General features: G+C 67.0%; 29 protein-coding genes and 1 pseudogene. 16 read left to right on the top strand and 14 right to left on the bottom strand.

Annotated elements, in window-relative coordinates:
* Nucleotides 1–28: 28 nt before the first annotated feature.
* The 5 genes from ACXJJ8_RS02055 (at nt 29) to ACXJJ8_RS02035 (ending at nt 3,001) form a co-directional block, all read left to right on the top strand.
* The gene (locus ACXJJ8_RS02055) at nt 29–877 is read left to right on the top strand and encodes a helix-turn-helix transcriptional regulator (RefSeq protein ID WP_499026588.1); all 849 of its coding nucleotides are present in this window, start codon (nt 29–31) and stop codon (nt 875–877) included.
* A gap of 29 nt (nt 878–906) precedes the next feature.
* Nucleotides 907–1,956, top strand: coding sequence for a serine hydrolase domain-containing protein (locus ACXJJ8_RS02050; RefSeq protein WP_499026587.1), 1,050 nt, complete (start codon nt 907–909; stop codon nt 1,954–1,956).
* 61 nt (nt 1,957–2,017) lie between these two features.
* Nucleotides 2,018–2,236 carry a hypothetical protein gene (locus tag ACXJJ8_RS02045; RefSeq protein WP_499026586.1) on the top strand — a complete coding sequence of 73 codons (219 nt, stop codon included), beginning with the start codon at nt 2,018–2,020 and terminating at the stop codon, nt 2,234–2,236.
* A 143-nt stretch (nt 2,237–2,379) separates the two neighbouring features.
* Nucleotides 2,380–2,724 (top strand): hypothetical protein, encoded by a 345-nt coding sequence (locus tag ACXJJ8_RS02040; RefSeq protein ID WP_499026585.1) that lies wholly within the window; start codon nt 2,380–2,382, stop codon nt 2,722–2,724.
* Nucleotides 2,725–2,734: 10 nt separating this feature from the next.
* Nucleotides 2,735–3,001, top strand: a complete 267-nt coding sequence (locus ACXJJ8_RS02035; protein WP_499026584.1) for a hypothetical protein — start codon at nt 2,735–2,737, stop codon at nt 2,999–3,001.
* 45 nt (nt 3,002–3,046) lie between these two features.
* Here the strand turns inward: ACXJJ8_RS02035 and ACXJJ8_RS02030 are convergent, their stop codons facing one another.
* The 3 genes from ACXJJ8_RS02030 to ACXJJ8_RS02020 form a co-directional block, all read right to left on the bottom strand.
* The gene (locus ACXJJ8_RS02030; protein ID WP_499026583.1) at nt 3,047–3,421 is read right to left on the bottom strand and encodes a VOC family protein; all 375 of its coding nucleotides are present in this window, start codon (nt 3,419–3,421) and stop codon (nt 3,047–3,049) included.
* A gap of 28 nt (nt 3,422–3,449) precedes the next feature.
* Nucleotides 3,450–3,707 (bottom strand): TFIIB-type zinc ribbon-containing protein, encoded by a 258-nt coding sequence (locus ACXJJ8_RS02025; protein WP_499026582.1) that lies wholly within the window; start codon nt 3,705–3,707, stop codon nt 3,450–3,452.
* 132 nt (nt 3,708–3,839) lie between these two features.
* Nucleotides 3,840–4,238, bottom strand: coding sequence for a hypothetical protein (locus ACXJJ8_RS02020; protein ID WP_499026581.1), 399 nt, complete (start codon nt 4,236–4,238; stop codon nt 3,840–3,842).
* 239 nt (nt 4,239–4,477) lie between these two features.
* On the opposite strand from ACXJJ8_RS02020, the gene ACXJJ8_RS02015 reads away from it, so the two are divergent.
* Entirely contained in the window at nt 4,478–5,200 is a 723-nt protein-coding gene (locus tag ACXJJ8_RS02015) for an SOS response-associated peptidase (protein WP_499026580.1), read from the top strand.
* Nucleotides 5,201–5,203: 3 nt separating this feature from the next.
* On the opposite strand, the gene ACXJJ8_RS02010 is transcribed toward ACXJJ8_RS02015, so the two are convergent.
* Entirely contained in the window at nt 5,204–5,803 is a 600-nt protein-coding gene (locus tag ACXJJ8_RS02010; protein ID WP_499026579.1) for a hypothetical protein, read from the bottom strand.
* Between ACXJJ8_RS02010 and ACXJJ8_RS02005 the strand changes: the two genes are divergently transcribed.
* From ACXJJ8_RS02005 to ACXJJ8_RS01990, 4 genes are all read left to right on the top strand, one after another.
* Nucleotides 5,798–6,550, top strand: coding sequence for a hypothetical protein (locus ACXJJ8_RS02005; RefSeq protein ID WP_499026578.1), 753 nt, complete (start codon nt 5,798–5,800; stop codon nt 6,548–6,550). The genes ACXJJ8_RS02010 and ACXJJ8_RS02005 overlap by 6 nt on opposite strands.
* Nucleotides 6,551–6,569: 19 nt before the next feature.
* Entirely contained in the window at nt 6,570–8,258 is a 1,689-nt protein-coding gene (locus tag ACXJJ8_RS02000; protein ID WP_499026577.1) for a cation:proton antiporter domain-containing protein, read from the top strand.
* 4 nt (nt 8,259–8,262) lie between these two features.
* Nucleotides 8,263–9,657, top strand: a complete 1,395-nt coding sequence (locus ACXJJ8_RS01995) for a pyridoxal phosphate-dependent decarboxylase family protein (protein ID WP_499026576.1) — start codon at nt 8,263–8,265, stop codon at nt 9,655–9,657.
* Between the two features lie 104 nt (nt 9,658–9,761).
* Nucleotides 9,762–10,139 (top strand): YciI family protein, encoded by a 378-nt coding sequence (locus tag ACXJJ8_RS01990; protein ID WP_499026575.1) that lies wholly within the window; start codon nt 9,762–9,764, stop codon nt 10,137–10,139.
* 19 nt (nt 10,140–10,158) lie between these two features.
* Here ACXJJ8_RS01990 and ACXJJ8_RS01985 read toward each other — a convergent pair whose 3' ends face one another.
* Both ACXJJ8_RS01985 and ACXJJ8_RS01980 read right to left on the bottom strand, forming a co-directional pair.
* Entirely contained in the window at nt 10,159–12,246 is a 2,088-nt protein-coding gene (locus ACXJJ8_RS01985; protein WP_499026574.1) for a TonB-dependent receptor plug domain-containing protein, read from the bottom strand.
* 140 nt (nt 12,247–12,386) lie between these two features.
* Nucleotides 12,387–12,863: a VOC family protein gene (locus tag ACXJJ8_RS01980; RefSeq protein ID WP_499026573.1), complete on the bottom strand. Its 477-nt coding sequence runs from the start codon at nt 12,861–12,863 to the stop codon at nt 12,387–12,389.
* 125 nt (nt 12,864–12,988) lie between these two features.
* Between ACXJJ8_RS01980 and ACXJJ8_RS01975 the strand changes: the two genes are divergently transcribed.
* Both ACXJJ8_RS01975 and ACXJJ8_RS01970 read left to right on the top strand, forming a co-directional pair.
* Nucleotides 12,989–13,255, top strand: coding sequence for a DksA/TraR family C4-type zinc finger protein (locus ACXJJ8_RS01975; RefSeq protein WP_499026571.1), 267 nt, complete (start codon nt 12,989–12,991; stop codon nt 13,253–13,255).
* An 11-nt stretch (nt 13,256–13,266) separates the two neighbouring features.
* Nucleotides 13,267–14,277, top strand: coding sequence for an alpha/beta hydrolase (locus tag ACXJJ8_RS01970; RefSeq protein WP_499026570.1), 1,011 nt, complete (start codon nt 13,267–13,269; stop codon nt 14,275–14,277).
* Here the strand turns inward: ACXJJ8_RS01970 and ACXJJ8_RS01965 are convergent.
* Both ACXJJ8_RS01965 and ACXJJ8_RS01960 read right to left on the bottom strand, forming a co-directional pair.
* Nucleotides 14,240–14,728: an NUDIX hydrolase gene (locus ACXJJ8_RS01965; protein WP_499026569.1), complete on the bottom strand. Its 489-nt coding sequence runs from the start codon at nt 14,726–14,728 to the stop codon at nt 14,240–14,242. The two genes, ACXJJ8_RS01970 and ACXJJ8_RS01965, sit on opposite strands and share 38 nt — an antisense overlap.
* A gap of 8 nt (nt 14,729–14,736) precedes the next feature.
* Nucleotides 14,737–15,174, bottom strand: a complete 438-nt coding sequence (locus ACXJJ8_RS01960; RefSeq protein ID WP_499026568.1) for a response regulator — start codon at nt 15,172–15,174, stop codon at nt 14,737–14,739.
* 182 nt (nt 15,175–15,356) lie between these two features.
* Here ACXJJ8_RS01960 and ACXJJ8_RS01955 point away from each other — a divergent pair, with 182 nt between their 5' ends.
* Nucleotides 15,357–15,797 (top strand): hypothetical protein, encoded by a 441-nt coding sequence (locus ACXJJ8_RS01955; RefSeq protein ID WP_499026566.1) that lies wholly within the window; start codon nt 15,357–15,359, stop codon nt 15,795–15,797.
* A gap of 35 nt (nt 15,798–15,832) precedes the next feature.
* Here the strand turns inward: ACXJJ8_RS01955 and ACXJJ8_RS01950 are convergent, their stop codons facing one another.
* Nucleotides 15,833–16,729 carry an exodeoxyribonuclease III gene (locus tag ACXJJ8_RS01950; protein WP_499026565.1) on the bottom strand — a complete coding sequence of 299 codons (897 nt, stop codon included), beginning with the start codon at nt 16,727–16,729 and terminating at the stop codon, nt 15,833–15,835.
* Nucleotides 16,729–17,769, bottom strand: coding sequence for an MBL fold metallo-hydrolase (locus ACXJJ8_RS01945; protein WP_499026564.1), 1,041 nt, complete (start codon nt 17,767–17,769; stop codon nt 16,729–16,731). Before ACXJJ8_RS01945 ends, ACXJJ8_RS01950 begins: the two co-directional genes overlap by 1 nt.
* A gap of 517 nt (nt 17,770–18,286) precedes the next feature.
* Here ACXJJ8_RS01945 and ACXJJ8_RS01940 point away from each other — a divergent pair.
* Both ACXJJ8_RS01940 and ACXJJ8_RS01935 read left to right on the top strand, forming a co-directional pair.
* Complete coding sequence (locus ACXJJ8_RS01940; RefSeq protein ID WP_499026563.1) at nt 18,287–19,381, top strand: right-handed parallel beta-helix repeat-containing protein; 1,095 nt, start codon at nt 18,287–18,289, stop codon at nt 19,379–19,381.
* A gap of 309 nt (nt 19,382–19,690) precedes the next feature.
* Nucleotides 19,691–20,995 (top strand): annotated as a pseudogene (locus tag ACXJJ8_RS01935) (DEAD/DEAH box helicase); the annotation flags it as partial.
* 93 nt (nt 20,996–21,088) lie between these two features.
* Here the strand turns inward: ACXJJ8_RS01935 and ACXJJ8_RS01930 are convergent.
* The 3 genes from ACXJJ8_RS01930 to ACXJJ8_RS01920 form a co-directional block, all read right to left on the bottom strand.
* Nucleotides 21,089–23,095 carry a M56 family metallopeptidase gene (locus ACXJJ8_RS01930; RefSeq protein ID WP_499026562.1) on the bottom strand — a complete coding sequence of 669 codons (2,007 nt, stop codon included), beginning with the start codon at nt 23,093–23,095 and terminating at the stop codon, nt 21,089–21,091.
* The gene (locus ACXJJ8_RS01925) at nt 23,088–23,477 is read right to left on the bottom strand and encodes a BlaI/MecI/CopY family transcriptional regulator (protein WP_499026561.1); all 390 of its coding nucleotides are present in this window, start codon (nt 23,475–23,477) and stop codon (nt 23,088–23,090) included. Before ACXJJ8_RS01925 ends, ACXJJ8_RS01930 begins: the two co-directional genes overlap by 8 nt.
* Nucleotides 23,478–23,580: 103 nt before the next feature.
* Nucleotides 23,581–24,432 carry an NAD-dependent protein deacetylase gene (locus tag ACXJJ8_RS01920; protein WP_499026559.1) on the bottom strand — a complete coding sequence of 284 codons (852 nt, stop codon included), beginning with the start codon at nt 24,430–24,432 and terminating at the stop codon, nt 23,581–23,583.
* Between the two features lie 102 nt (nt 24,433–24,534).
* On the opposite strand from ACXJJ8_RS01920, the gene ACXJJ8_RS01915 reads away from it, so the two are divergent.
* Nucleotides 24,535–25,740 (top strand): low temperature requirement protein A, encoded by a 1,206-nt coding sequence (locus ACXJJ8_RS01915; protein WP_499026558.1) that lies wholly within the window; start codon nt 24,535–24,537, stop codon nt 25,738–25,740.
* Nucleotides 25,741–26,240: 500 nt separating this feature from the next.
* Here the strand turns inward: ACXJJ8_RS01915 and ACXJJ8_RS01910 are convergent, their stop codons facing one another.
* The gene (locus ACXJJ8_RS01910; RefSeq protein ID WP_499026557.1) at nt 26,241–26,423 is read right to left on the bottom strand and encodes a hypothetical protein; all 183 of its coding nucleotides are present in this window, start codon (nt 26,421–26,423) and stop codon (nt 26,241–26,243) included.
* Between the last annotated feature and the right edge of the window lie 16 nt (nt 26,424–26,439).

The following is a 26,439-nucleotide window of genomic DNA, read 5'->3' as shown; positions in this document are numbered from 1 at the left end:
CCCGGGCGCGTGCTAAAACAGCACCGCCATGCGAACTGTGCTCCCCCTCGGCGTCATGGGCCACTCGGTCCGCCACCAGGCGACGGCCGACATCGCACTCGCGCAATTGCGGCCGACGATCCCGGAACACGCGATCCATCGCCACCAACACGACGACATGCATCTCGTGCTGTTGCTCGCCGGGCCGTACGCGAGCGAGGCGCGCGGGATGCCGGCGGTGTGCGTCGAGCCGGCGCTGATCCTCAATCCGCCGGGCACCGAGCATCGCGATCGCTTCAAGTCGCTCGATGGCTTGTTCCTCACGCTGACGATGCCGCGCGATGCGTGGCGGCGGTTCACCGACGGGATCGAAACATCGGATGTGCCCGTGCGGCTCGATCGTCGCGCGCTCGGCCGGGCACTGCGCCTGATGCCCGAGTTGTGGCAGTGGGAGGCGTCTTCGCCGCTGGCGGTCGAAACGATCGTGAGCGAACTGCTCGTGGATCGATACAGCGAGCGCGCGAGCGAGCGGGGCGATGCAGTGCTCGATCGCGTGGTCGAACGCCTGGAGGATGCTGACGCCGATCCGCCCTCGATTCGCGAACTCGCCGCGCTGGTCAACCTGCATCCGGTGTATCTCGCGCGCATGTTCCGGCGTCGGTTCGGGCAGGCGCCGAGCGATTGGATTCGGCAGCGTCGCCTGCATCGTGCGTTGTCGGCGATCGCGCGCGGGCGCCCGGTGGCGGACGCTGCATCCGCGCTCGGGTTCGTCGACCAAAGTCATCTGCATCGCTGCTTCGTCGCCGAGTTCGGCATGACGCCGGGGGCATTCCGGCGCCTGTCGCTGGGCCGCAGCGAGGTTGCGCGGATACAAGAACGGTTGCTGCGGCGGTGCTAGCCTGCGATCTCCCCTGGAGGAGATCGTCGATGTCGCGTTGGTCCCTGGTGGCGATGTGCGTGTTGGCTCCGATGGCCGCGCAGGCGCAGGACGCGTTCGCGCCCGCGACCCGCGCGGTCGAACATGGCGACTTCAAGGCGATCACGAGCGTGCTCGTGGCGCGGGACGGGAAGATCGTCTACGAACATTACTTCGACGACGACGGCGGCGCGGACGCGCGGCGCAACACGCGCTCGGCGACGAAGACCGTCGCGGGCGTCCTCGCGGGCCTGGCGATCGAAGACGGCAAGATCCAGGGCAAGGATGCGCGCGTCTTCGACCTTCTGCCGCCCGCGCGTCGGGAGCGCATGCAGAACCCCGATCCGCGCAAGGCCGCGATCACTGTCGAGGATCTGCTGACGATGTCGGCGATCGTCGAATGCGACGACGAGAACCAATTTTCGCGCGGCAACGAAGAACGCATGTACCTGGTCGAGGATTGGGTGCAGTTCTGGGTGGATCTGCCGATGCAGGGCTTCCCCGCGTGGATCCCGAAGCCGAAGGATTCGCCGCACGGGCGCAGCTTTCGCTATTGCACCGCGGGCGTGACGACGCTGGGCGAAGTAGTGCAGACCGCCGTCGGCGAACAACTGCAGGACTACGCACAGCGGCGCCTGTTCGATCCGCTGGGGATCGAAAAACCGGAGTGGCAATTCTCGCCATCGGGGCTGGCGCAAGCGGGCGGCGGGCTCGGGTTGCGTACGCGCGATTTGTGGAAGATCGGGCAGCTGTATCTCGACGGCGGGCGTGCGAACGGCAAGCAGGTCGTGCCGGCCGCGTGGGTGCAGGCGTCGCTGTCCGCGCAGGCCACGGCGCGGGAGGAAGCCGACTACGGTTACCTGTGGTGGCTGATGAAGGTGCCGGTGGGCAAGCAGGTCCGCACGTATCCGGCGATGGCGGGGTCGGGCGGCAATACCGTCTTCCTCCTGCCCGACAAACACGCGGTCGTCGTGATCACCACGACCAACTACAACGAACGCCAACCGCATCTGCTGACGTTCAAGCTGTTCACGGAGAAGCTGTTGCCTGCCTTGAAGTAGGGCGGTCACATTCGGCCCCGGTGGGCGTCCCTGTCATCGACGCCCGACAGGAACACCGCACATGCCCTGGCTCCGCTGGTTGCTCGCCGCCTTCTCCGTCGCCTTCCCGGTGATTCTCGTGTCGCATGTGCTGCGCGATCGTCCGCTGCACTATGCCGTCAGCGAGGCGCTGATCTGGGGCGGGATCAGCGCGTGGATCTACATGGTCGGCCGGATCTACAACGTGCGCCGCGGGCGGCAGTGCGCGCTGTGCGTGGGGCCTTCGCGCGCCGGGAAGTAAGATCAAGCGCGCGTCCGCCGTGCACTAGGATTCGTCCTACCCAGTCAACTTCATTCGGCTTGCACTGGGTTGCCCCAAGGGACGACTGACGCGGCTGCATTCCAGGCGCACCGTCGAGTCTCCCCCGACGGAAGCGATCTGCCATGCAAGACCTCGATACCCGCACCGATTTCGCCTGCGCCAGCGACAGCGCGCTCAAGAGCCTGCGTGCCGTGTTCCTGCTCACGGCCCGTTCCTCCGAGGAGGCGCTCGCGGCCGCGGCGTCGGTCGTGGCGACCCTGCTCGATCACGGCGGCGCCGGGTGGATCGAGCGATTGATCGAATCGCAGACCTCGGAGTGGTTGCGCGAAATGGCGCGGTTCGCCGCGCGCGACATGGACGCACGCGACGTGGATGCGCAGACGCGCGCACGGACCTTGCTGGTGTGCCTGGCGCGGCAGGCGCTGGCGTCGGAGGTCTTCGACGCCGTTGCCGCGCAGTCGAACTGAGGGCGCGGTCGTGTGTGGTGTCGACGCGGTGGATGTCGCGCAGGTGTGTTGGGCGTTGCGCCGGGGACATGCGGCGCGCGTGGGGCGCGTGGTGCTGCGACCCGACCTCCTGCGCGACATCATCTGGCTGCGCGACCCCATGGGCGACGTCGAGATCGCCGCGACCGCCATCGATGACGCCGGGTGTTTGGCGGCGCTGCAGGGTGCGGTGCGATATTGCCTCGACGGGCCTTGCGGATGCGGGGAGTCCTTGCGGCCTGCGGTGCGGTTGCGGTAGCGGGGCGCGCCGCGTTGCGCGGATGCGAAGGCGGCATCGGGAAGATCACTGCATCGAGTGCAGCCCGATCATGTTCCCTTCGGTGTCGTAGCCGAGCGCGATGAAGCCGTAGCCGCCGATCGAGAACTTCTCCTTGTGGATCTTGCCGCCCTGGTCGACCAGGCGTTTGGCTTCCACGGCGCAGTCCTCGCACATGAAGTACACCAGCGTGCCCATGCCGCCGGAAGGGACGCCCGGCATGCGGACGAGCGCGCCGGCCGCGCCCGGCGCCGCCTGTTGCTCCATCGGGAAGGCCCACATCTCGCCTTCGTCGCCCGCTTTGAGTTGCTCGAGCTTCCTCCCGAACACGCCTTCGTAGAAAGCCTTCGCGCGCGGAAGATCCTGCACGTAGATTTCGAACCATCCGACGGGATTGGTCATGTTGCTCTCCTGTTGCGCGGGGAATGCATCAGTCGAATATTTCGCTCAGCCAGTGCTTCTTCTGCTTGTAATAGGGCTTGCCATGGGGGTGTTGCGGGTGCGGGGCATGCGCTGGCTGCGCAGCCTGCGGGGAGGGCGCGGCGGCGGTGCTGGATGCGCGTTCCAGAAGCTTGTCGAGTTCGCCGCGATCCAGCCACACGCCGCGGCATTGCGGGCAATAGTCGATCTCGATGCCTTGCCGGTCGGTCATCAGGAGGGTGGCGTCGGGGCAGTGGGGACAACGCATGCGAAGAGCCTGTTGCGGGGGAGGCTCGACGTTAACGGGTTTGGAGCCCGCGGGTATCAGGGTTTTGGAAAGTCTCGCGTAGGACAAGTGCGCGCGATGACGCAGGCAATTCGGGTGCGGACGTTCCGCGGATCAACCGGCGTTCGCGCTGAAGATCAGGCGCGTTGCGGCCTGGTCGCCGAGCACGGGTTGCAGGCGGATCTCGACGTGTTCGCCGCCGCGTTCCCAATGCAGCCGAACGACATCCTCGCGCGCGTCGTCGGCCAGCACGCGGTAGCCGCGTTGCGCCATGGCGTCGCGGTAGAACGCGGCGGTGGTCTCCAGCGCCACGGGCACGTACCAGCTGCCGCCGAAGTCGTCGGCGGTGAGCCGTTGGCTGCGCGCGGGCACGGGGAAGTCGGCTTGCGCCTGCACCGCGGGGCGGTGGGACACGACGGTGGCGCCGACCGAGAGCGCGCCGTTGCCCGCCAGCGCGGGCACGCAGGCGCCGCTCGCGAACAACACACCGGCGATGAGAGTGCGGACGAACATGCGACGCTCCATGACGGCGTGCAGGATCGTGATTCGCGATGGCCACGATTGCGGACCGGGTCACAGTCCGCCGAAAGTCATGCCGTCGCTGCGGGTGAACGATTCAGCGCCGGCACACGTGGTGTCCACGTGAATGCCCGGCGCGGGTTTCGCACGGTGGCGGATTGCTGTAGAGCTTGCGGCGCCGGCTTGCGACCTGCGCGACCTGGCGACGACACGCATCGGGTGAGGATCGACGCATGCGCAGGTTCGTGCAGTCCTTTTCCGAAGACAGCCTTCCGCGTGGCGTGCCCGCCGCGTTGGTCGCGGCGCTTGCCGCATGTCCGGACCGTTTCAACATCGCGGTGCGCAAACCGGCGGCCGTCATGCTCGATCGCGGCGAAGGCCTGGTCATCGAAGACTTCGACTGGGGGCTGATCCCGAGTTGGTCGAAACTGCCGGAGACCAAGTACACCACCGTCACCGCCCGCCTGGATCGCGCGCCGCGCAGCCGGATCTTCAAGCGCCCGTGGGAACAGCGGCGCTGCGTCGTGCCCTTGAACGGGTACTACAAGTGGGATCGCGGCGTGTCGCCGCCGCAGCCGTATTTCATCCAGTCGCAGGCGGGCGAAGTGCTGTTCGCGGCGGGGCTGTGGGATCACTGGCATCGCGAGGAACCGCACGTGTATTCCTTCGCGGTCCTGACCGCCGGCAACGTTGCGATCCCGCCACCGCTCGTGCCCGATGGGCCGGTGTTCGTCGAAGCGTCGAAGATCGCCGACTGGATCGAAGGGCCCTGGATTCCGCAACGCTTCCTTGCGCGCATGCCGCAGCCGGCGCTGGAGGCGTATCCGGTGTCGCGCCGCATCCGCTCACGCGAAGAAGACGACTACACCCTCCTGGATCCCGTGGATCCGCAGGAGGATGCAGTCGCCATCGTGGGCTTCGACGACATCGACGGCATGGACGACGAGGACGACTGACCGTCAGTACTGCTGCAGGCCGAGGATCGACTGCAGCACGCTGGTGAGGATCACCGCGATGTTGTCGTTGCCGTTGTCGTTTTCGTTGTAGTTGTAGTTGTCGACGCCATTGTAGGTCCCGTAACGGTAGTCGTTACCGTACGAATCCTGGTAGCCGCGCTGGAAGCCTTCGCGGAAGTAGTGGTTGTATTCGGTGCGATCGACGTAGTAGCCGTTATAGCCGTAGCTCGCATCCTGGTAGGCGAAGTTGTTGCGCCAGTCGCTGCGCCACCCGTCGCGGCGGTCGGCCATGCCGGCGCGCACGCCCATCCGGTAGCCCTCGCGGACCGCCTGCTGCAACTGGTCGGCCTGGTAGCGGTTGGCATCGTAGTAGCGGCCATCGCGGACGTAGCGATAGGACACCGGCGCGTTGTAGTACGCGTCGCGCGCGTAGTTCTGCGCCGCCAGGCGCTGCTGCTGCGCGAGCTGCTGCTGCCAGTACCACTGCTGGTAGGCGTACTGCTGCGAGCGGCGTTGTGCCTGCAGGGCGGCGATGCGGTTCTGCTCGGCCACGCGACGCTGCGCCATGTAGTTGCGATAGTCGATTTCGCGCTGGCGTTGCATCTGGATCCGCTGCTGGCGCTGCGCTTCGGTGACGCGGCGCTGGTGGTCGGCGTTGCGGTTCTGCGCGTCGCGGCGATCGGCATCGCGCTGGAGTTCGGCACGATGCTGCGCGTCGCGGCGGGCGTCGGCCTGGCGGCGTTGCGCCTCCTGACGTTCCTGCGCCTGGCGACGTTCGGCAGCGTTGCGTGCGTCGGCCTGGTGGCGTGCATCGGCCTGGCGACGCTCGGCATCGCGCCGCGCATCGGCCTGGCGCTGCTGTGCCTGACGATGCTGCGCCTGTTCGCGCTGCTGCGCCTGGCGCTGCTGTGCCTCGCGGTGCTGCGCCTGTTCGCGCTGCTGCGCCTGGCGTTGCTCGGCCTGTTGGTGCTGTTGCGCCTTTTGGTGCTGCGCCTCGCGTTGCTGCGCCTGCGCGCGTTGCTGCGCCTGATGCTGCGCTGCCTGCTGGCGCGCGGCGTCTTCGTGCTTCTGCGATTCCGGCTTCGCCTTCTGATGCTTGGCCTTTTCCGCGTCCTGCTGATGCGGATCGTTCTGGCGCGCCGATGCGTCGGGCGAGATCAGGCCACCGGCGAGGACGAGGCCGATGGCGCCTGCGAGGATGACATTCCGTTCGAAACGCATGGCACACCTGTGGGGTTGGTGGAACTGTGTGCAGTTGGCGGCCGTAGCGCTGAATCGATTCTGAGAATTCGCGTGAAGCCTTTGTCGCGTTCAGGTTGTAGAGTCGTAGGCCGCGTGAGTCGCGCGTGAACCGAGGATCCCCTGCACGATGCCCCATGGCCTGACACTCATTTCGACGCTGGCGACCGCCTTCGGCGCGGCGTTGATCCTCGGTTTCATCGCCGCGCGCCTGCGCTTGCCGGCGCTCGTGGGGTACTTGCTCGCCGGTGTGCTCATCGGGCCCTTCACGCCGGGTTTCGTCGCCGATACGGGCCTTGCGGCCGAGCTCGCCGAAATCGGCGTGATGCTGCTGATGTTCGGCGTGGGCCTGCACTTCTCGCTGCAGGACCTGCTCGACGTGCGCAAGGTCGCGCTGCCCGGCGCGGTGCTGCAGATCGCGGCGGCGACGGGGCTCGGCGCGCTCGTCGCGCATCAATGGGGCTGGTCGTGGGGTGCGGCGATCGTGTTTGGGCTGGCCTTGTCGGTCGCCAGCACCGTGGTGTTGTTGCGCGCGCTGGAGGCTCGCGGCGTGCTCGATTCGATGAACGGCCGCATCGCGGTGGGCTGGCTCGTCGTCGAGGACCTGGCGATGGTGCTGGTGCTCGTGCTGCTGCCACCGATCGCCGGCGCGATGGGCGGCACGGCGACGCCGGAGGGCGGCGCCAATCTGTGGCTCGCGCTCGGCACGACGCTGTTGAAGGTCATCGCATTCCTCGTGGTGATGCTGGTCGCGGGCCGCAAGATCCTCCCGCGCATGCTGTGGTGGGTGGCGCAGACCGGATCGCGCGAGTTGTTCACGCTGGCGGTGGTGGCGTGCGCGGTGGGCATCGCGTTCGGTGCGGCGGAGTTGTTCGGCGTGTCCTTCGCGCTGGGCGCGTTCTTCGCGGGCATGGTGCTGCGCGAATCGGAGTTCTCGCATCGCGCGGCCGAGGAGTCCCTGCCGCTGCGCGATGCCTTCGCGGTGTTGTTCTTCGTGTCGGTGGGCATGTTGTTCGATCCGATGGTGATCGTCGAGGAACCGCTGCGCGTGCTGGCGGTCGTGGCGATCATCGTGTTCGGCAAGACGCTCGCTGCCGCGTTGCTCGTCCTGTTGCTGCGCTATCCGCTCAATACCGCGCTGACCGTCTCCGCGAGCCTGGCGCAGATCGGCGAGTTCTCCTTCATCCTCGCCGGCCTCGGCGTTTCGCTCGGTGTCTTGCCGAAGGAAGGCAACAGCCTGGTCCTCGCGGGCGCGATCATTTCGATTGCGCTCAATCCGTTGTTGTTCGCCACGATCGAGCCGTTGCAACGGTGGATCCGCAAGCGCTCGGCGCTTGCGCGGCGCCTGGAGGAACCCGTCGACCCGCTGGCCGCGCTCCCGACGACCACCGATGCGAAATACCTGTCCGGTCACGCCGTGCTCGTCGGCTACGGCCGCGTCGGCAAGCGCATCGTGCAGCAGTTGACGGCGAGCGGGATTCCCGTCGTCGTCGCCGAACAGAACCGAGAGCGGGTGGAGCAGTTGCGCGCAGAGGGGTTCGCGGCGGTCTCGGGCGATGCCTCCGAAGCCACGACGCTCGTGCAGGCGCACATCACCGGCGCGCGTTGGCTGGTCGTCGCGACGCCCGATACCTTCAGCGTGCGGCGGATGTCCGAGGTCGCGCGCACCCTGAACCCCGGCATCGACATCATCGTGCGCAGCCACAACGCCGAAGAGGCCGCGCTCCTCGCGCAGGCACATGCGGGCAAGGTGTTCCTGGGCGAGATCGAACTGGCGGACGGAATGAGCGATCATGTGATCGCGCATGCCAAGGGATAGCACCATGTCTGCGGGCTACGACGAACTCCTTTCACGCGCCCACGCGCACGCCCTGGACTATCTCCACGCGTTGCCCGACCGTCGCGTGGGTTCGACGGCGACACGCGACGAGTTGATGGCGGCATTGCGCTCGCCGCTGTCCGCCGAAGGCGAAGCCCCGGAAGCCGTGCTCGACCTGCTCGCGGCGCAAGCGCCGCGCGGCGCAGTCGCCTGCAACTCGCCGCGTTACTTCGGATTCGTGATCGGCGGCGCCACCCCGGTGTCGCTCGCGGCCGACTGGCTCGTGTCGACGTGGGACCAGAACGCCGGCATCTATGTCATCTCGCCGCTGGTGTCGGTCCTGGAGGAAGTCGCGGGCGAGTGGTTGCTCGAGGTGTTCGACCTGCCGGGCGATTGCGGCGTCGGCTTCGTCACCGGCTGCCAGATGGCGAACCTGACGTGCCTGGCCGCCGCGCGACACGGCGTGTTGCGGCGCGTGGGCTGGGACGTGGAAGCCGATGGTCTGCAGGGCGCGCCGCGCATCAACGTCGTGGCCTCCGCCGAATCGCACATCACCATCGACGTCGCCTTGCGTTACCTGGGGCTGGGCACGAAGTGCATCCGGCGCATCACCTCCGACGCGCAGGGCCGCATGCAAGCCGACGCATTGCGCGCGCTGCTCGCCACGCTCGAAGGCCCGACCATCGTCTGTGCGCAGGCGGGCAACGTGAACACCGGTGCATTCGATCCGTTGCGCGAAATCGGCGAGATCTGCAACGCGCACGGCGCCTGGCTGCACATCGACGGCGCCTTCGGCCTGTGGGCGCGTGCGAGTGCGGACGCAGCGACCCGCGCATTGGTCGACGGCGTGGAACTCGCCGATTCCTGGGCCACCGACGCGCACAAATGGCTGAACGTGCCCTACGACTGCGGCGTGGCGCTGGTGAAGTCGCGTCAGGACCATCGCGCGGCGATGACCACGGCGGCGGCGTACCTGGTGCAGACGCAAGGCGTCGAACGCGACGCCGTCGACTGGGTGCCCGACTTCTCGCGGCGCGCGCGCGGCGTGCCGGTGTACGCCAACCTGCGCGCGCTGGGCCGCGCAGGCATCGCGCGCTTGGTCGATCGCCTGTGCGCACGCGCGCGGCAGATGGCCGAAGGGCTCGCGAAGGAAGACGGCGTGCGCATCCTCGCCGACGTCGTTCTCAACCAGGTCCTGGTGCGCTTCGGCGACGACGACGAAATCACCCGCCAGGTGATCGCCGGCGTGCAGCAGGAAGGGACCTGCTGGCTCGCGGGCACCACCTGGCAGGGCAGGGGCGCCATGCGCATTTCGGTTTCCAACTGGGCTACGTCCGAAGACGATGCCGCCCGGAGCGCCGCGGCCATCCTCGGGGTCTGGCGACAGGTCCGGGGCTGAAAAAAGTTTTCGGGTGCGTGTCGATCCGCGCCGCGCTCGTTCGTCGAAAGGGGTGAAGCGGGCAACACCGCCCGGTTTCCATCCCCAAAACGAGGAGTTCCACCATGCGATTCTTTTCCGTCGTCCGCGTGCAGGAAAACAACGGCCAGGTCCCCAGCGAGCGCCTGATGGCCGAGATGGGCAAGCTCATCGAAGAGTTCATGGCCAAGGGCGTATTGCTCGACACCGGCGGCCTGCGCCCCACGGCCGAAGGCGTCCGCCTGCGCAACAACCACGGCAAGCTCAGCCGCACCGATGGCCCCTTCACCGAAACGCGCGAAGTAATCGGCGGCTACGCCATCCTCAAGGCCGATTCGCTGGACGAAGCGCTCAAGTTGACCGAGCGCTTCCTCCAGGTGCACGGCGAGGAATGGAACGTCGAGTGCGAAGTGCGGCAGATGGAAGAGATGGGCGCCGATTGCGGCGAAGCCGCAGCGGCGTGATCAGGGCTTCCCGCCCGCGCTAGAACTTGCCACTGAACGTGATGCTGTAGATCGGGCCGATCGTCCGGTTGCGCATCTCGTGGAAATCGATGGGGCCCGTACGGCGATCGACGTACACCGTGCGGTCCCACATCGACATCGCATCGCCCAGGTTGCTCGCCTGCAGGCGGATGGTCATGCCCAGGAGGTTCTTGCGCTCGACGAACAGGTTGCCCCAGATCGGGCCTTCCCACTGGCGGCCGACTTCCGTCAGGCGATAGTCGAGTTCGTAGTAGGAGTAATCGATCGCGCCGCCCCAGGCCCAGTCGGTGTTCGGAATGTCGTGACGCAGTGCGACGGACGCCAGCTCGGCAAGGTTGTTGCTGATCGGCCGGTCTTCGAACGTCAGCGGGTCCTGCACGTTGCTGTGTTCCATCTGCCAGGTCAGGTCGAATTTCGCGCCCTTCCAGCCGAGCGGATCCATGTTGATGGTGCCTTTCCACTCGAAGCCGTACAGCGTCGCCTCTTCGAGGTTGCCCGGGCTTTCGCCATCGATGCCGATCGGGATCGTGTCGACGATGTCGTCGATGCGCTGGCCGTACACGCGCAGCGTCGTCGTCCCCCACGCGCCGAGCTTGCGGTTGCCTTCGACCGACAGCTCCCAGGTCTGCGGCGGCACGAGATCGGGATTGCCCGCGTTGGCCTGGTCGTTGGTCAGGTTCACCGACGCGATGAAGTCGTAGAAATTCAGCTGTCCCACGCGGCGCTCGAGCTTGAAGTTCCAGTCCATGTTCTCCGACTGCTTCCACGCGAAGGACACCAGGCCCTTCGGCCTGCGGAACGTGCGCGTGAGCCCGCCCGCGCCCACTTGTTCCAGGCGCGAGTACTCGCCGCCGAGGTTCACCTGCAACTGCAGGTCGGGCGTGAGCGCGCGGCCGTAGCTGGTCATCAACTCGTAGCGATCTTCCTGCACGGTCGCGGTGCCGTTTTCCAGCGGCACGACGACGAAGTCGCCATTGGCGTCTGCCGTCGACAACGTCGAGGCGCTTTCGAGCTTGTTGAACGCGTACTCGCCCGACACCTGCAGGTCGCCGCCGAACCCTTTCCAGCGGTATTCGCTGCGCGCGATGCGTTCGGTCTCGTTGCCGATGCGGCGGAAGCGGACGCCGTCGGTGGGTGTCAGATCGCCATCGAGGTAATCGTCGAACACGGTGTCGACCAGCGGATCGTGCGTGTAGCGGTCCAGGCCGATGAATTTCAGGCGCCCCGGGCCGAGCTTGAACTCGTAGTCGCCGCCCAGTTCCCAGTTGTAGCCGCCTTCGTCCTCCAGCACGGTGCGGAAGCGATCGGGCACGGTGGGGTCGCCGACGCGGATGCCTTCTTCGACGTAATCGAAGATCAGGCGCTGGTAACGCCCGTTGAAATTGCCCTTGCCGCCGCTCTCGGTCGTCCACGCCAGTTGCGTGCTGAGCGTCGGCGCATCGCTTTCGCCCGTCCATTCGTCATTGCGGTTTTCGCGCACCGTGCCGTCGGCGTTGGTGATCACCGTGGGACCGCCCGCGCCGCTGTGGTTGGCGTTGTTGGTGAAGCCGACCGTCCAGTCCATGCGTCCGGCGGCGCCGCTGACCGAAACGTTGCCGCGCGTGAGCTGCGGATTGGTGAAGTCGCGGCGGATGTCGGGGCGCCATTCCCATTGCCCGCTGATCCCGGCGGCCTTGGTGACGACGTTGGCCACCTGGCCGGACAGGCCGGGGATGTCGAGCGTCGCGCCGTCGACGATCTCGATGCGCACGACGTTGCCCGAAGGAATGCGTCCCAACTGGCTGAGCACGTCGTTGGATTTGGCCGAGATGCGCTGGCCATTGATCAGCACGTTGCCCGTCGCCTGGCCCAGGCCACGTTCGACCACCTGCGTGCGGATGACGAAGCCGGGCACCTGTTCCAGCATGTCCAGCGCGTTGTTGGGGGCGAAGCGCTTGAAGTCGTCCGGGGTGTAGGTGCGCGTGGCGTTTTCGACGGTCGGCTTGTCCGGCGGGGCGGCGGCCTCCTGCGCGAGCGCATTGGCGATCGACAACGGCAACAGGGCCGCGCACAACATGGCGCCACGCAGGCGATTCGGAACACCCATCGGAAAACCCCCGGAAAATTGCGAAGAATGCAAAGCCAAGGGCACGGCGCACCGTGCCATCGGTCCCGGAGATGGATGATTCGTCGTGAGGTTTGGTTTAAGCGGCGCGCGCGACCCTGCCGTTAGTCATGGTGATTGCGTCAACTCGTTCGCTTCTGCATGTCTTCCAGCCACGCCTTGCTGCGGCGCTCCATTTCGTCCGGCGGCACTTCTTCCTTGTGCGTTCCCAGCATCCACTTGTGGCCGAACGGATCGACCACCGTGCCCATGCGGTCGCCCCAGAACTGGTCTTCGACAGGTTGCACGACGGTGGCGCCGGCCTTCACGGCCCGGTCGATGGCCGCGTCCGCGTCCTTGACGTAGACCATCATCCCGCCGGTGGCGCCGCCGCGCGACTTGGGCGACAGCGCGCCCCATTCGGGGAATTCGTCGGAGAGCATGAAGCGCGAGCCGTCGATGTCCATCTCGGCGTGCGCGAGCTTGTCGCCCATCGGCAGGCGCATGGTTTCCTTCGCGCCGAAGGCGTCGGCATAGAACTGCATCGCCTTGTTCGCGTCGTCGACGACGACCGAAGGCGTCAGGGCGTGATAGCCGGAAGGCATGTAGGGAACGGCCATGGCGGGCTCCGCTGCGTGGGGGAGGCGTGAAGATGCATGGACGGTCGTTACGCGGCGATCACGGGCGCGTTGCATTCATGGGTCCGCGCGTATTCTTTCTTGCTTGCGATGCGAAGGAGCGGTGCATGGCCACCGGTTGGGCCGGCGAGAACGCCGTCAACGAGCAGATCGACGCAACCGTGAAGGATGGCGTGCAGCGCGTGCGCGATCGCATGCCGAAAGGCCCGTCGCTCGAACAGTGCGAAGAATGCGGCGCACGCATTCCCGAGGCGCGTCGCGAAGCGGTCCCCGGCGTGCGGCTGTGCGTGCCGTGCCAGGAAGCCGCCGACGAAGAAGCGCAGGCCTTCAGCGGCTACAACCGCCGCGGAAGCAAGGACAGCCAATTGCGGTGACGGGGAAGGGGATGGCCAGGGAGGCACGCAAGCGCAAGGGGCTCAGGCGAACGTTGTTCGCATGTCTGGTCGTGGGGCTCGCGCTCCTGGCGTGGACGAAGCTGTCGCCGTGGCCTTCTGCGCTCGCGATCCGCGCGGTGTTCGACATCGGCGGCGCGACGATCGCGCGCAAGCTGGAAAAACACGCGCCCGCCGCGGGCGTCAACGAATTGCGCGACGTCGGATACGACGAACGCGACCCCGACGCGAAGCTCGACCTGTTCGTTCCTGCCGGCAAACCCCCGCGCACGACGATCGTCTGGATCCACGGCGGCGGCTTCGTCGCGGGGCGCAAGTCGGAGGTCGCCGATTACGCGCGCATCCTCGCGTCGAAAGGCTACGGCGTGGCGAGCATCGAATACACGCGCGCGCCCGAGGCGCACTATCCGGTGCCGGTCGAGCAGGCCAACCGCGCGCTCGCATGGTTGTCGGCCAATGCGCCGCGTTACGGCATGGGGCGCGGCCGCTTCGTGCTCGGCGGCGACTCGGCGGGTGCGCAGATCGCCGCGCAGGTCGCCAACCTCACGACGTCGCCGGGCTATGCACGCGATCTGGGCATCCGGCCCGCGGTCGCACCCGCGCACATCGTCGGCGTGCTGCTGTTCTGTGGGCCCTACGATGCGGCGTTGACGCGCACCTCCTCGGGTGCGAAGCCCACCTGGTTCATCCGCTCGGTGATGTGGGCCTACATGGGGCGCAAGGATTTCTGGCGGAACCCGCGCATGGCGTCGTACTCGGTCGCGCGGTACGTGACGAAGGATTTTCCGCCGGCCTTCATTTCGGTCGGCAACGACGACCCCTTGCAAGCGCATTCCTACCTGCTCGCCGATGCCCTGCGCGCGCAGGGCGTGGACGTCGACGCCCTGTTCTGGCCGGCCGACCTGGCACCGGGGCTGCCGCACGAATACCAGTTCGACCTCGACACCGCGCAAGGGCGCGAAGCGCTCAGGCGGACGGAACAGTTCCTGGCATCCCTTCCCTGAGGGCCGCGTCCAGGCGGTCGAGCAACACGCACTGCGCGTCCAGCAACTTGACGCGCGCTTCGTCGAAGGTGAACCACGTGGCGCGGTCGACTTCCGGATAGTGCTGCACGCGCCCGCTGCGCGGCGGCCACTCGCATTCGAACGTGTTGCTACGCAGGCGCGCGACGTCGAAATCGCCTTCGACGGCGAAGGCGTGCACGCGCTTGCCGCCGCGCTGCGTGATCTGCCCCAGCGGAAACAGGCGTCCATGCAGCGGCGAGCCGAGTTCTTCTTCGAATTCGCGCAACGCGGTTGCCTGATGCGTTTCGCCGTCCTCCGGCCCGCCTTTCGGAATGGTCCACGCACCCTCGTCGCGATTGCGCCAGAACGGACCCCCCGGATGCGTGAGCAACACGCGCACGGCATCGTCGTCGCGACGCCACAGCAGGATCCCGCAGCTGGTTTCGGGCATCGCGCCGCTCAGGCGGCCACGGGCATCACCGCGGCGATCCGGCGTTCCTTGTAGAGCAGGCGTACTTCGAGCAGGTTGCGCACGCGCAACAGCAACTCCTCCGGATCGAAGGGCTTGCGCAGGAAATCCTTGGCGCCGTAGCGCAGCGCCTGGGTGCGATGGCCCGGTTCGGCGGTGAGCGCGAGCACGGGCAGGTAACCGTCGCGCTCGCAGGGCTTGAGCGCTTCCATCACTTCGAAACCGTCCATGCCCGGCATCAACACGTCGAGCAGGACCGCGTCGAAATCCTGTTCGCGATGCAGGTCCAGCACGGCGTGCGGGTCGGTCGTGCACGTGACCGATGTATAGCCGGCGCTCGTCAACACCTGCTGGAGCGTGCGCAGGGCATCGAAGTCGTCGTCGACGACGAGGATGCGGGCGGAAAGGATGTCGGCAGCGCTGATCATCGGTCGGATCCGTGGGTGGAGCGTGCCGCCGAACATCGAACCTCGACAGTGAAATCCCGATGAAGCGGCCGTAGAGCCGAGGGGCCTACTGCTGAGTCCGCCGCCTGGGGTGCATGTCCGCTACGGTTGCTTGCCCGCGTTGAGGCTGGCGTCAGGGGTTTGCGCACCACAGGAGAGGACACATGAAACGCCGGATCGCCTGGCTGTTCGCCACGCTGCTGTCGCTCGTCGCCATTCCCGCCTTCGCGCAGGAGAGCGCGTATTCCGAAGGTACGGTCACCAACGTCTCCGCCATCAAGGTGGTCGACGGGCAGTTCGAAAACTACATGGACTATCTGAGCAAGAACTGGAGGCCGGTGATGGAAGAGGCCAAGAAGGCCGGCTACGTCCTGGAGTACCACGTTTACGGCGCGCAGGCACACAACCCGCAGGAAGCGGACCTCTACCTGGTCGTGACCTATCCGAACATGGCCATGCTCGACGGCATGGACAAGAAGATGCAGCCGATCCAGGAAAAGGTGACCAAGTTGAACGTGCGGCAGGCCGACGAAGCCTCGGGCAAGCGCGTGGTGATGCGCACGTTGCTGGGCGACGAGTTGCTGCGGGAACTCAATTTCAAATAGCAGGATGGCCCTCCCTTGCGCGGAGCGGGGGAGGGTCAGGCTTTTTTCTTCGCGACCTTCTTGGCGGCCTTCTTCACGACCTTCTTCACGGCCTTCTTTACGACCTTGCGGGTCGCTTTCCCCGTGGCCTTCTTCGCGCCGAGCTCCACCCACGTCGGCGCATGGTCGCTCGCGCCTTCCAGGTCGCGCACCCAGCGATCGACACCCGCCGCCTTCAACCGCGGCGCGAGTTCACGGCTCAGCAACAGATGATCGATGCGCAGCCCGGCGTTGCGCGGCCAGTGATTCCGGAAGTAATCCCAGAACGTGAAGATCTTCTCGTCCGGATACAGCGTGCGCAGCGCATCGGTCCAACCCTGCGCGAGCAAGGCCTCGTAGCGTTCGCGACTTTCGGGTTGCAGCAGCGCGTCCTTCTTCCAGTGTTTCGGGTCGTAGATGTCGAGCGCATCGGTGGGCACGACGTTGTAGTCGCCGGCGAGCACCACCGGATGCTTGCTGTCGAACAGTGCCTGCGCGTGTTCGAGGAATCGGTCGAACCACTGCAGCTTGTAGTCGAACTTGGGGCCGGGCCGCGGATTGCCGTTGGGAAGATAGAGGCAGCCGACGATGACGCCATGCGCGGCCGCTTCCAGGTAACGGCTGTTCGGATCGGCGCGCATGCCCGGCAAACCGCGGCGGCTCTCGATGGGGTCGCTGCCGCGCGACAGGATCGCCACGCCGTTCCACGAGCGCTGCCCCATCCAGAGCGCTCCGTAACCCGCCTGGCGAATCGCATCGATCGGAAAGCCTTCGTCGGCGGCCTTCAATTCCTGCAGGCACGCGATATCCGGCGCTTCCTGCGCCAGCCATTGCAGCAGGTGCGGCAACCGCGAACGGATGCCGTTGACGTTGAACGTCGCGATGCGAAGGGGTGCGTCCTTGCGTGCCGCCATCAGGAACTCGGTTGCGGGGGCGCGTTGCCGCGCGGTCCGGCCAAGGGTTCCAGATCGAATGTCGCGGCATCGTGGTGGACCACGTCCAGGCCCGTCGCGGCCCGCGAAGGCGTGGGTTCCTGCACCGTGGCGCCCGCCCGTTTGCGGACGATCTTCTCGACGTAGGGATCGCGCGCCAGCGGCGTGATCGGGTCGGCGGGCAAGTGCGCGGCGCGCCCGGCCAGGCGTTCGAATTCGCGCGGGTCCTTCGCGCAATTCAGGATCACGTCGGGATGCTTGCAGTGCATCAGGCGCAGGCGCTGCTGCGATTGTGCGAAGGCGACTGGGTCGGTGGCGGTCAGTTTCTCGTAGAGCTGCATGCCCAGGCGGCCATGCGGATCGACATCCATCTCCCGTGCATCGGCGTACGCATCGCCGCAATGCAGGTGCCAGCCGTTCTCCGCACTGATGGCAACGCCGACGTGTCCGGGCGTGTGGCCGTGCAGCGGCAGCAAGACGATGACATCCGGCGGCAGGCCGACGAGGTCGCGCACGCAGGGCATGCCTTTCCACGGTGTTTCGGACAGCGCGTCGTACTGGATCCAGCGCGTACGCGTGGACCATTGCATCGGCCGGTAGCGTTGTTTCGCACGCCAGTTGCCCTGTGCGGTCGCGTAGTGCACTTCCTTTTCGAACACGTGGACGCGGGCGTGCGGGAAATCGTCGAGGCCGCCGGCCTGGTCGAAATCCAGGTGCGTGAGCACGATGTCGCGCACGTCGTCGGCGCGGAAGCCCATCGCCTCGACTTGTCGCACCGCCGTCATGCCGGCGAGCAGCTCCGGCGCGAAGAGCCTGCGCGCGGCGGACGAGAGGCGACGCTCGGGATCCATGACATCGCCCATGCCCAGGCCCGTGTCCACCAGCAACAGGCCTTCGCCGGTCTCGACCACCAGGCAATGGCTGACGCAGCGTCCGCGCGTGAGCACGCCGCGCGTGGTGCCATCGATGAGTCGCCCGCCGAACGGGCGCGTGCTGATGCAATTGAGGCGATGGATGCGCACGGGGGGCTCGCGCGTGATGGGAGGCAGACTTAACGAAGGAACGGGGTTGTCGACGCGTTGCGGCCGTCGACTTGCATGAGGGCGTTGCGTGCTCTGCAATACGCGCGCGGCTTGAACCAAGCAGCATCAAGCGACGGCACGGATGTTGCGGTGCACGAGATCCGGTGTGAAAAAAACGCCTTGGAAAAGCGGTCGAAAGTTATGTGCGTGTTAATCGAAAACGCCTTAATGCGCCGTCTTCGTCATTCGTCTGAACCGCTACCAACATGAATGCGAAGATCGTGTTTGGATGAGTGATGAGTGGGTGAAACGTTTGTCGCGACGTGTACAGTCCGTCCACGCCATCACGAGACGTCGACAAACACAACGACGCTCCAGCGTGATCGGTTGCGTACCTTCTTCACCTCCATTGACTTGGTCGACCTGCTTCTTTTTGAGCGCAATTGTCGACCCGCCAACGTAAGGGGCTCAGACCTTGAACAACACGAATCTCGTGCACGCCGTGCGCGAGGCAGACATGCCTCGTCGCGAATTCCTCCGCAACTCGCTGGTCCTTGCAGTGCCGCTCGCCATCGGCGGCGTCTCCATGCCGGCCTTCGCGCTCACCACGCCTCCGACGCGTGCTCGTGGCACCGCCACGCGCAACGTCAAGAACTATGGCGCGCTCGGTAACGGCAGCCACGACGATACGGCCGCCATCCAGGCCGCGATCAACTCGCTTCCCACCACGGGCGGCACGGTCACCATCCCGGCCGGCACGTACATGATCGATACGTCGAAGAAGATCCGCATGCGCAGCAGGATGCGCCTGTCGCTCTCTTCGGGTGCCATCCTCAAGGCGAAGACCTCGTCGCTGTCGCGCCACTACCTGATCCAGATCAGCGGCGGCTCGGACATGGAAATCACCGGTGGCCAGCTCGTCGGCGACCGCGAGACGCACCACTACGGTTCCGGTACCCATGAGTGGGGCCACGGCATCTCCATCGGCGGCGGCGCGACCCGCGTGACGATCCGTGACCTGCGCGTGTCGAAGTGCACCGGCGATGGTGTCTGCATCGGCGGCGCGGCGAACGACATCGTCATCGCGAACATCATCTCGACCAACAACCGTCGCCAGGGCCTGTCGATCACCAACTGCCACAACATCAAGGTCTTCGACTCGGAGTTCAGCTACTCGAAGGGCACGTCCCCCGAGTGCGGCATCGACATCGAACCGGATGAAGGTGGTTCGGCGAAGACGATCCTCATCCAGAACTGCCGTTTGAACAACAACGCCAAGTACGGCCTGAACATCTGGAAGCGCACCACCGGCGTCACCATCACCGGGTGCACCCTGGAGCGCAACGGCAGCCTGGGCATGGGCACGAACGGCGTGAGCTCGCTGAAGGTCCTCAACAGCACGTTCCGCTACAACTCGGCGACCGGCGTGGTCTACAACTCCGGCACCTCCGGCGTGACCCACAGCGCCAACCTGTCCTACCAGAACTACACGCGCCTCGGCGCCCGTAGCCGCTCGCCCTTCACGCTGACCGGTTGGTCCAGCAAGATCGAGCGCGACATCCTCTGGAAGAGCGGGTCCACGCGGACCATCGGCACCAACAAGTACCAGTAAACCGGTATCGAATACCCGGCGAAGAACCGGGTTTCTGAAGCGGCGCCCTCCGGGGCGCCGTTTTTTTTTGCGCCCGATGCCGGATTCGGGCCGCCTGCCGTGTTAAGGTTCGCCCCGCTCGCGCACGGCCGTAGCGTTTTCCCGGCCCCCGGGTCCCATCTTGGCGGACCCAACTCCGTACCTCTTTCGTCGCGCGACACGCGCCGGCTACCTGCCGGGGCGCACAAACTGACTCGACAGCGCGGTATCAGGGAAAGCTTCGAGTGCACGCCGCCATTGCGCGGCGTGCTTCACATCGGAGCTCCACCAATGACGTTCGAAACCCTCGGGCTTTCGCCCGCGCTGCTGCGCGCGCTCGCAGACAACGGTTACACCACGCCCACGCCGATCCAGGCCGAGGCCATTCCCCTCGTCCTCGCCGGCCAGGACGTGCTCGGCGGCGCACAGACCGGTACCGGCAAGACCGCCGCGTTCGGCCTGCCGCTGCTCCAGCGCCTGTCGGAAGGCAAGCCCGCCGCCACCACCGGCCCGCGCAAGCCGCGCGCGCTGATCCTCGTCCCCACCCGCGAACTCGCGGTGCAGGTCGGCGACAGCATCAAGGCCTACGGCCGCCACCTGCGCCTCAACGTGACCACGCTGTACGGCGGCGCCGGCATGCAGCCGCAGATCGATGCGTTCCGCCGCGGCGTCGACATCCTCGTCGCGTGCCCGGGCCGCTTGCTCGACCATCTCGAGCGCGGCACCGCCAAGCTCGACGCCGTCGAACTGCTCGTCCTCGACGAAGCCGACCGCATGCTCGACATGGGCTTCCTGCCGGCGATCAAGCGCGTGCTCGCGCGCGTGCCGTCGACCCGCCAGACGCTGCTGTTCTCGGCGACCTTCGAGTCCAACATCAAGCAGCTGGCGCTGGAGTTCATGAAGTCGCCGCAGCAGGTGCAGGTGGCGGCGCAGAACACGATCGCCGAGACGATCGTGCATCGCGCGCATCCGGTAGACGGCGCGAAGAAGCGCGACCTGCTGATCGACATCCTCGCCAAGCGCCACACCGAGCAGGTGCTGGTGTTCGGCAAGACCAAGCACGGTTGCAACCGCCTGGCCGAACAGCTCGTGCAGGCCGGCCTGTCGGCGGTCGCGATCCACGGCAACAAGAGCCAGGCCGCGCGCCAGCGCGCGTTGAACGAGTTCAAATCGGGCAAGGCGCGCGTGTTGGTGGCCACCGACGTCGCCGCGCGCGGCCTGGACATCCCGAACCTGCCGCTGGTGATCAACCACGACCTGCCGATGGTTGCCGAAGACTACGTGCACCGCATCGGCCGCACCGGCCGCAATGGCGCCACGGGCGAAGCACTCTCGCTGGTCTCGCCGGACGAAGGCGGTTTGCTGCGCCAGATCCAGCGCATGTTGAAGGCGGAAATCCAGATGGATGCGGTGAAGGGCTTCGAGCCCAGCCGTCCGATCCGCCTGGATGCCGCGCCGTTCAACGCAGGCAAGCCGACGCAGCGCCCGCAGCGCGGGCATCGTCCGCACGGCAAGCCGGCGACGGCGCAGCCGCGCCATGCGCACGCCGGTCCGAAGCAGCATCGTAGTGCCGCTGCGAAGCCCGGTGGTCGCCGCGATTCGCGCGCGTGATAGCGCGGACGTGTTGAACGAAAAACGCCAGCCTCGCGGCTGGCGTTTTTTTTTTGCCCCGTGGGAGGGCGTCGCGCGTTATTGCGCCGAGCGTGCGAACGGTGCGGGCTTCGCCAGCCCCTTGTGCATCGCTTCGCCGATCAGGCCGTCGAGTTCCTTCTCTGCCTTCTTCGCCAGCGTTTCCTGCTGCTTTCCCAGTTCGCCCATCTGCTTGCCCAGGGCATCCATCGGCTTGGACGCTGCTTCCATCTGCGCGCCGAGGCGCTCCATCGGTGCCTGGTTGCGTTCCATCTTCTGCGACTCGCGCTCCATGATCTTGCCTTGCGCTTCCATCTGGTCGCCGATGGCGTCCATCTGGCGGCCCAGGTCGTCCATCTGTTTGTCCAGCGCGTCGCTTTCGGCGTCGTTGTCCGTCTTGCGTTGCTTCATCGCGAGCAGCTGCTGGCGGCCGGAGAGTTCCATCTGCTGTTGTCCCAACGCGCCCATGCGTTCCTGCGCGGCCTGCATTGCGGGCGAGGGCATGTGCGCCTTCGACAGCGTTTCCATTTGCGCGCCGAGCGCTTCCATCTTCTTGCCGTGCACGTCCATCGCATCGCCCAGCGCGGACATGCGGGTACCGAGCGCGTCGCTGTCTTTCCACGCGGCCTGGGCGCGGCCGACGATGGACGGATCGTCGATCACGTAGGCCTTGCCGTCGCGGCGGAACCAGATGAAATCGCGCTGCAGGCTCCGCTTGGCGAGGTCGATGTCGTCCATGTCGTCGGTCGAGCCCGACATCGAATACCCATCGCGGCCCTTGCGGACCAGGGCCCACGCATTGTCGTCGTGGCCCAGGCGCGTGACCTGCGCGAGCGGCGCGGATTGCGCCGGCGCCGCGGGGGCGGCAGGCGCGGCCGCATCCGCCGGCGACACCAGGGCGGCAGGCGCAGCCGCATCCGCGGGCGACGCCACGGCGGCAGGCGCCACGGGCGCCACGTCCAGGGCCGGTGCGGCCAACGGTGCCGCAGCGGCGGCCGGCGCGGCCGCAATCACGGGCGCGGCGGCGGACACGTGCGCTGCAAGCGGCGTCGCTTCCGGCGCCTTGCCGATCTGCGCCTGTGCGTAGAAGGCGATGCAGGCCGCGGCGATGCCGATCACGGGCAACGCGATCCGCCCGGCGGGCAGGCGATGGCGCGGTTGCGGGCGAAGCAATTGCTGGATGCGGGACATCAGGTGGCCTCCGTGGGCGGCGTGTGCGAGGTGGGGCAGGGCGGGACGCGCGGCGTGCAGATCCGACAGCGTGGCGAGCGCGACGGCGAGTCGGCGCCCGTCGCCGATGACTTCGGCCGCGATCGCATCGGCGACGAGCTCCCGTTCCACGCGGATGCGATGCGACAGCCACCACGTCGCGGGATGGAAGAACAGCAGCGCTTCGGCCGCGCGCTGAAGCAGGTTCACGAGATAGTCGTGGCGACGCACGTGCGCGAGTTCATGCGCGAGCAGGGCCTCGACGAGTTCGGCGGGCATGCGCAGTGCGACCGACATCGGCAGCAACACGACCGGCCGCCAGAATCCGGCGACGACCGGCGAATCGAGCGATTCGACCAGGCGTAACGCGACGCCGCGCATGTCGAATCGCGTGGCGAGCGCATCGAGCGCCGCCTGCCAGCGCGCCTGCAGCGGCGGCTGCCGCGCCAGGCGCATGCGTTGCACCCACGCAACGCCGAACAGTGTGCGCAGGCAGAACACGCTCGCGCCCGCGGCCCACAGCGCGACGATCATCGGCTGCATGGCGGCCAAACGGGATGGCCAGTCGAGCGATGCGTTTTCGCTGCCGATCGTACGCACGGTCGCATCGGCGACATAGGCCTGGAAGGCGAGCGACGCCGGCGCCGGATCGCGCAATGCGAGCAACACGCTGGCCAGGGGCACCACCGCGTACGCGAGCAATGCGAGGCAGGCGATCGCGTAACGCACCTGCGGTTTCGCATGGCGCGCACCGCGCAGCAGCAGCGCTGCAACGGCGCCGATCAGCGCGCCTTGCCACGTGAAGTCGACAAGGGCCTGCCCGATCGCGGGAATCAGTCGTTCGATGACCTCATGCATCGTGCGTGCCCTCGTCGTTCGTGGCGTCCAGCAACTTGCGGATCTCGTCGCGCTCGGCTTCGGAAACGTGTGCGCTCAGCGCGGCCAACACCAGGCCCTTGCCGGAACCGGCGAAGGCCTTCTGGATGAAGTCGTTGAGCAGGTGCGTTTGCAGCGCGTCCTGCGCCTGTGCGGGGGCGTAGACGTGCGAGCGCTGCGTTTCGTCGCGCACCAACAGGCCCTTGCCGTGCATCACCTGCGCAAGGCGCAGCACGTTGGCGTAGGTGACGGTCGGCTTCTCGTCCTGCATCGCCTGGTGGACGTCCTTCACGGTCGCCGGACCGAGGCGCCACAGCGTGTTGAGCAGGTCGAGTTCGGCTGCGGTGGGCTTGCGGTCGGTCATCGGCTTGGGTGCATGCGTTGGAGCGATGGTGGGCACGCTACGCCGACTAGACAACGTTGTCTAGACCAGTTTGTCTATGAAGGAAGTCATGGGGCGGATCGGGCTAGGTGACGCTGGCGGGGTGCGCGATTTCCATGAGTTTCAACGCCTTGCCGAGCGTGTCTCCACTCTCGGCGTCGAGCTTGAGGGTGGCGAGGCCATCGGCGCGCGTGGTGCCGGAGGTGAGGATCGCGAGCGGCAGGCCGGCGTCGCGGGCACGCACGGCGAAGCGGAAGCCCGAATACACCATCAGCGAGGAGCCGACGACGAGCATGGCATCGCTCGCCTGCAATGCCGCCTGCGCATCGAACACGCGATCGCGCGGCACGTTCTCGCCGAAGAACACGACGTCGGGCTTCAGCAAGCCTTCGCATGCGTCGCAATGCGGCGCAACGAACGCGGTCGTATCGATCGCATCCAGATCGGCGTCGCCGTCCGGTGCGATCGCCGCATCGACGGCCTGCGTCCATTCGGGATTGCGTGCGACGAGCTGTTGCTGGACCTCCTCGCGCGCGAACACTGCGCTGCACGCCAGGCAACGCACGGCATCGATGCGCCCGTGCAGATCGATGACATCGCGGCTGCCCGCGCGTTGATGCAGGCCGTCGACGTTTTGCGTCACCAGGCGCGCGATGCGGCCGTCGTGTTCGAGCGCGGCCAGCGCGCGATGCGCGGCGTTCGGCCGCGCGCGCGCCACCATCGGCCAACCCGCGTGGCTGCGCGCCCAATAGCGCGCGCGCGTTGCGGGCTCGTGCAGGAACGCCTGGTAGGTCACGGGCGGCTTGCGCTTCCAGTCGCCATTGCGATCGCGATAGTCGGGGATGCCCGAGGCGGTGCTGCATCCGGCGCCCGTCAGGACGAACACGCGCGGATGCGCGTGGAGCCAGTCGACGAGAGCGTGGGCATCGGAGGTCATGTGGAATCCCGGTGTGGACGGAGTGTCGCGCGCGCGCCGTGAGCGTGGCCGCAACGCGCGCTGCGGCATGATCCGGAGGCCTTCCTCCCGCGAGCCCGCCGAATGGCCCAGCGCCGTCGATCCCTGTTGCGCTCGCGCGACGCCGCCGACAGCGGCAAGGTGGGGATGGTCGAGCTGTTTTTCGACCTCGTCTTCGTCTTCGCGGTGACGCAGCTCTCGCACACGCTGGTCGGTGCGTTGTCCCTCACGGGCCTGGTGCAGGTCGCGCTGTTGCTGCTCGGTGTCTGGTGGGTGTGGATCGACACCTCCTGGGTGACCAACTGGCTCGATCCCGAGCGCATCCCGGTGCGTCTTGCCCTGCTGGCGCTGATGCTCGCAGGCCTGGGGATTTCCATCGCGATTCCGAAAGCCTTCGACTCGCGCGGATTGTTGTTCGCCTTGTCGTACACCGTGCTGCAGATCGGTCGCACGCTCTTCTTCCTGTGGGCCGTGCGCGCCGAACCGCTGCACCGCCGGCGCAACTTCCAGCGCATCCTGGTCTGGACCCTCGTGTTCTCGGCCTGCTGGATCGCCGGCGCGACGACGACGCACGATGCGCGCATGGCGTGGTGGGCGCTGGCCCTGGCGATCGAATCGCTCGCGCCGATTTCGTATTTCTGGGTGCCGGGCCTCGGCCGTTCGTCGATCGAGGACTGGGATGTCGAAGGCGCGCACCTGGCCGAACGCTGCGCGTTGTTCATCATCATCGCGCTGGGCGAATCGCTGCTGGTCACCGGCATGACCTTCGCCGCGCGCGAATGGGACTTCGCAACGTCCACCGGTTTCGCCAACGCGGTGCTGGGCACGATCCTGATGTGGTGGATCTATTTCGACACCGGCGCCAAGCGCGCGACCAAACGCATCGAACGCGCGGACGATCCCGGCCGCGAAGCGCGTTCGGCCTACACCTACGTGCACGCACTCATCGTCGGCGGGATCATCGCGTGCGCGGTGTCCGACGAGTTGGTGATCGCGCATCCGCAACACGGCGAGCCGCTCGGGTTGGCGATCGTGCTCGGCGGGCCGATCCTGTACCTCCTCGGCAATGCCACGTTCAAATGGATCACCAACGACCGCCGCGCGCCGCCGCTGTCGCACCTGGTCGGGCTGGCGCTGCTGGTGTTGCTCGCGTGGCCGACGGCCGCGCACGTGCTGGCGCCGCTGCATCTGGCGATGCTCGCGAACGGCGCACTGCTGGTCGTTGCGGTCTGGGAATCGCTGGCAGTGCGCAAGGTCGTGGGCACCGAGGCCTTGCTCGATACCGAATGAGGGCGTTGCACCTGGCGTGCGGCGCCGCGTAGCCGCTGGTCGAACCTCGCTCGCCATGGCGGCGACCGACGCACGGCGGCAGAGCCTGGCGGCGCTGGCGCTGGTCGTGGTTGCGCAATCGCACCCGATCTGCCGCGCGAACTGCGCCGCCAGTGCGGTCAAACGGGCCGGACCGACGTCCTGGACGACATCGTGCGGATCGCCGGGCCGTTGACCGCTTCGGACTTCGGCCCGTTCCTGGCGCAGGCGGTGGAAGGCACCGGCGATTTCGACATTCGCCCCGCGTTTTCCGCGCTCGGGCTGCGCATGGACAGCTTCGTCGAAGAGCGGTACGTCGGCCGCGAGCCGACCGCCGGGAGGGGCGCAATGCATGCGATTCGATGCGATTTGTTCGCCGGAAGGGGCCGAAGTCGCCAAATAGTGGGGGGAGGGGGATTACAAATGCGCGCGGATTCATGCAGGATGCGCGCCGGCCGCTTACCTTGTGCCCGCCGATGCGCTTACGTGTGTTGTCGTTCCTGGTCGTTGCGTCCCTCGCCTGCGGTTGCGCTCATCAGCGCGGCTGGACCGGCGAAGGCGCCACGCCCTTCGACACCGCGCAGGCCGATTGTGATGCGAAGACCCGTGACCTCGATGCCGGTAAACCGCGCGAGGATGCGTTCGACGCTTGCATGGCCGGGCATGGGTGGAAGCGGCCAT

It is taken from the genome of Lysobacter sp. P5_C4 (genome assembly GCF_054049695.1).
Note: the sequence above shows the minus strand (reverse complement) of the source record. Positions and strands in the feature narration are given on the sequence as shown.

Coding starts and splice junctions, on each gene's coding strand:
- ACXJJ8_RS02055 (WP_499026588.1), top strand. CDS start 29: ATGCGAACTGTGCTCCCCCTCGGCGTCATGGGCCACTCGGTCCGCCAC.
- ACXJJ8_RS02050 (WP_499026587.1), top strand. CDS start 907: ATGTCGCGTTGGTCCCTGGTGGCGATGTGCGTGTTGGCTCCGATGGCC.
- ACXJJ8_RS02045 (WP_499026586.1), top strand. CDS start 2,018: ATGCCCTGGCTCCGCTGGTTGCTCGCCGCCTTCTCCGTCGCCTTCCCG.
- ACXJJ8_RS02040 (WP_499026585.1), top strand. CDS start 2,380: ATGCAAGACCTCGATACCCGCACCGATTTCGCCTGCGCCAGCGACAGC.
- ACXJJ8_RS02030 (WP_499026583.1), bottom strand. CDS start 3,421: ATGACCAATCCCGTCGGATGGTTCGAAATCTACGTGCAGGATCTTCCG.
- ACXJJ8_RS02025 (WP_499026582.1), bottom strand. CDS start 3,707: ATGCGTTGTCCCCACTGCCCCGACGCCACCCTCCTGATGACCGACCGG.
- ACXJJ8_RS02020 (WP_499026581.1), bottom strand. CDS start 4,238: ATGTTCGTCCGCACTCTCATCGCCGGTGTGTTGTTCGCGAGCGGCGCC.
- ACXJJ8_RS02015 (WP_499026580.1), top strand. CDS start 4,478: ATGCGCAGGTTCGTGCAGTCCTTTTCCGAAGACAGCCTTCCGCGTGGC.
- ACXJJ8_RS02010 (WP_499026579.1), bottom strand. CDS start 5,803: ATGCAACGCCAGCGCGAAATCGACTATCGCAACTACATGGCGCAGCGT.
- ACXJJ8_RS02000 (WP_499026577.1), top strand. CDS start 6,570: ATGCCCCATGGCCTGACACTCATTTCGACGCTGGCGACCGCCTTCGGC.
- ACXJJ8_RS01995 (WP_499026576.1), top strand. CDS start 8,263: ATGTCTGCGGGCTACGACGAACTCCTTTCACGCGCCCACGCGCACGCC.
- ACXJJ8_RS01990 (WP_499026575.1), top strand. CDS start 9,762: ATGCGATTCTTTTCCGTCGTCCGCGTGCAGGAAAACAACGGCCAGGTC.
- ACXJJ8_RS01985 (WP_499026574.1), bottom strand. CDS start 12,246: ATGGGTGTTCCGAATCGCCTGCGTGGCGCCATGTTGTGCGCGGCCCTG.
- ACXJJ8_RS01980 (WP_499026573.1), bottom strand. CDS start 12,863: ATGGCCGTTCCCTACATGCCTTCCGGCTATCACGCCCTGACGCCTTCG.
- ACXJJ8_RS01975 (WP_499026571.1), top strand. CDS start 12,989: ATGGCCACCGGTTGGGCCGGCGAGAACGCCGTCAACGAGCAGATCGAC.
- ACXJJ8_RS01970 (WP_499026570.1), top strand. CDS start 13,267: ATGGCCAGGGAGGCACGCAAGCGCAAGGGGCTCAGGCGAACGTTGTTC.
- ACXJJ8_RS01965 (WP_499026569.1), bottom strand. CDS start 14,728: ATGCCCGAAACCAGCTGCGGGATCCTGCTGTGGCGTCGCGACGACGAT.
- ACXJJ8_RS01960 (WP_499026568.1), bottom strand. CDS start 15,174: ATGATCAGCGCTGCCGACATCCTTTCCGCCCGCATCCTCGTCGTCGAC.
- ACXJJ8_RS01955 (WP_499026566.1), top strand. CDS start 15,357: ATGAAACGCCGGATCGCCTGGCTGTTCGCCACGCTGCTGTCGCTCGTC.
- ACXJJ8_RS01950 (WP_499026565.1), bottom strand. CDS start 16,729: ATGGCGGCACGCAAGGACGCACCCCTTCGCATCGCGACGTTCAACGTC.
- ACXJJ8_RS01940 (WP_499026563.1), top strand. CDS start 18,287: ATGCCTCGTCGCGAATTCCTCCGCAACTCGCTGGTCCTTGCAGTGCCG.
- ACXJJ8_RS01930 (WP_499026562.1), bottom strand. CDS start 23,095: ATGCATGAGGTCATCGAACGACTGATTCCCGCGATCGGGCAGGCCCTT.
- ACXJJ8_RS01925 (WP_499026561.1), bottom strand. CDS start 23,477: ATGACCGACCGCAAGCCCACCGCAGCCGAACTCGACCTGCTCAACACG.
- ACXJJ8_RS01920 (WP_499026559.1), bottom strand. CDS start 24,432: ATGACCTCCGATGCCCACGCTCTCGTCGACTGGCTCCACGCGCATCCG.
- ACXJJ8_RS01915 (WP_499026558.1), top strand. CDS start 24,535: ATGGCCCAGCGCCGTCGATCCCTGTTGCGCTCGCGCGACGCCGCCGAC.
- ACXJJ8_RS01910 (WP_499026557.1), bottom strand. CDS start 26,423: ATGCCCGGCCATGCAAGCGTCGAACGCATCCTCGCGCGGTTTACCGGC.